Source organism: Microbacterium umsixpiens, from assembly GCF_053543675.1.
Map to the genome: position 1 here is coordinate 1 of NZ_JBLVOH010000252.1, position 2,615 is coordinate 2,615.

The following is a 2,615-nucleotide window of genomic DNA, read 5'->3' on the forward strand; positions in this document are numbered from 1 at the left end:
GCGACTCCGTCAGGAAGCGAGCGCCTCAGACGGCGGCGCCTGCGTGCTCAGTGCGATCACGCCGTAGTCCCAGCCCTTGCGTCGGTACACGACGCTCGGGTGGTCGGTGCGGACATCGACGAAGAGGAAGAAGTCGTGTCCGACCAGTTCCATCCGATCGACCGCCTCTTCCACAGTCATCCACTCGGCGTCGAAACTCTTCGTGCGGATGACGACGGGCGAGTAGGTCTCGTCTTCCGGCTGCTGCACCGGCACGTTGCCCGTCGCGACGGCATGAAGAACATCCGCGGATGCCGGCTGGACGTCGATGCCTTCCAGCGATCCGCTGCCCTTCTCGAAGTGGGCGCCGCGCGGGTGCTGTCGGCCATCGACACGCTTCTCCTTCGCACGACGAAGTTGCTCGGACATCTTGTCGATGGCGAGGTCGAGAGCCACGAACTTGTCGCCGTCCGTCGCCTCCGCGCGGACGACAGGTCCCTTGCCCACCAGCGTCAGCTCGACGGTCTCGTCCGGGATGCGGCCGTTGCGATACACGCGGTGGGTGACTTTGACGTCCAGCCGTTGCGCCCGTGACGCGAACATCTGGACCTTGGCGATCTTCTCTTCGACAACGGTTCGGAAGCGATCGGTGATACCCACTCCGACGCCAACGATGCTTGTTTCCATTGCTGCCTCCTTGTCCCGGTCCTCCCGGCCAAGGGCGGACCGTGGTCGCCTTGTGTCACCCCACCGTAGTCCGACCGTCGACGGATGTCACGGGGTTGCGACCCTGTGTCGCCGGTGCGTTCTCGATGAGGTTCCTCAGAATCCCGATCGATGCGGCGTGGCGGCGAGCGCGACCGCCACCACAATGCGAAAGCCGGCCGCTCGGAGCGCCCTGGCTGCCTCGTCGAGCGTGGCACCGGTGGTGACGACGTCGTCGACGAGCACGACCTCGGCGCCCCCTCCCCGTCCCCGTGCACGCATCGTGCCGCGAACGTTCTCCTCGCGCTCACGCGCACCCAGGCCACGCTGGTCGGCCGCTGCGGCCACGACCGCGAGCAGCGGCTGCGGCTGTGCGTGTGCACGACGGATCAGCAGCTCGGGGACGCGATAGCCACGGCGGCGGAACGCTCTTCGCGCGGTGGGGACCGGCACGATCCAGGTCATCGGCGTCACGAATGGGGAGAGCACCGTCGCGAGCGCCGTGGCCAGCGGCCGCGCGAGATACGTCTCACCCTCACCCTTGAGCCGGCGGATGCAGCGTGCCGCGACCCCTTCGAACTCGAGCGCGGCGTGCACAGGCAGACCTCCCGGCGTCAGCGAGGATCGCGGGCGCGGTGTCAGGTCGCACCGGCACCGCGGACACAGCAGCGTTCCCGGCTGGTCACAGCCTGCGCACGTCGCCGCCAGCAGGAACGCCGCCAACTCCGTTCCGACACCGAGGAGACGAGAAGATGTCCGCATCCGACGATTCTGGGGCCGCGCCCTCGACCATGCAGACGAAGAAGCCGCTGCCGCCGAGAACCGCGACCATTCCCCTGGCGTGCAGGAAGAGTCACTCTCCGACGCGCGTGGCGAGCACCGAGACGTCGGACGCCACCTCGCGCCACGCCGACCCCGCATGGGCGAACAGATGCCCGCCGGCGCCGAGGATGCGAACGCCGGCAGCGGTCCGCGCACCTGCGGCCGAGACGGCGTCGCCCGGAGCGGCCTCCGAGGTGCCGGGTCCGCCCACCGTCTGGGTGATGAGCCGGGGGCTGACCGGATCTACCAGCACGCCCAGCCGATCCGGCCCCAGCCACACCAGACCGGTCGCCGGCTCGTCGATCTGCACCAGCTGCTTGGCATCTCCGAGTTCCACCGGGAGTCCCGCCGAGGCGCGGACGACGGCGGCCACGACGACCCAGCGCTGCTTGCCGACGGTGACCACCGCTGCGACGCGGCTGCCGTCTCCGGCGACGCGCAGGTCCGAGATCGCTGACGCCGTCGGCCACGCATTCCCGATCGCGTGCGCGGCGATATCGCTCCCCCAGGCCTGCAGGGCCGCCGGGTCTCCTTCAGGAACGGTCCAGGTGTAACCGTATGGATCCAGGGACGGTTCGATGAGCCCCGGTGGCGCATCGAACTCGTTGCGGCTTCCGTCGCCCACTCGGTACACCCGCCCGTCACCGAGCTGGACGGCCGCGATGGAGTCGTCGAGTGCCACATCGATCGATGCGATGGGCTGCGGCATCGCAGCGATCTCGGTACTGATCCCGGCGATCGGGGAGATCTCGTCCCCGACGATGCGACCGAACGCGCCGTTCTGCAGCACGAGCGTGCCGATCTCCGCCGACGGCTCCACGACGTCGACGACCCCGGCGTCGACGCTACGGCCGTCCACGGTGAACTGCACGCGGGTGACGGCGACCCCCGCGGCCCGGAGAGTGGCCTGCAACTGCGTGCGCATGCGAGAGAGCGTGGTCTCGTCGAGCGCGGTCGCCGGACGGGTGAGGGCGACGTCGGCCACCTGCCCGGTGATGAGGACGGCATCCTGGGCAAGCTGCACGTCGGCAGGGAAGGCGTTCTGCACGGCCGGGTCGAGCCAATCGCTGGGAGCACCGCCGATCAGGGCTTGCGTCACCGTCGTCGCC

At 69.3% G+C, this 2,615-nt stretch carries 3 protein-coding genes; all 3 read right to left on the minus strand.

All coding sequences use genetic code 11. The features are described 5' to 3' along the window. Positions 1 to 9: 9 nt before the first annotated feature. A complete protein-coding gene (gene hpf / locus ACNPM4_RS20725; protein ID WP_029261962.1) occupies positions 10 to 666 on the minus strand; it encodes a ribosome hibernation-promoting factor, HPF/YfiA family in 657 nt (218 codons plus the stop codon). A 135-nt stretch (positions 667 to 801) separates the two neighbouring features. Next, on the minus strand, positions 802 to 1,281 hold the full coding sequence (locus ACNPM4_RS20730; protein WP_448987025.1) for a ComF family protein: 480 nt from the start codon (positions 1,279 to 1,281) through the stop codon (positions 802 to 804). A gap of 256 nt (positions 1,282 to 1,537) precedes the next feature. Beyond that, positions 1,538 to 2,615: GerMN domain-containing protein (locus ACNPM4_RS20735; protein ID WP_448987026.1), on the minus strand; the 1,078-nt coding region annotated here is incomplete at its 5' end.

Excerpts from the sequence above, each read along its gene's own strand:
- hpf (WP_029261962.1), bottom strand. The coding sequence starts at position 666 with ATGGAAACAAGCATCGTTGGCGTCGGAGTGGGTATCACCGATCGCTTC.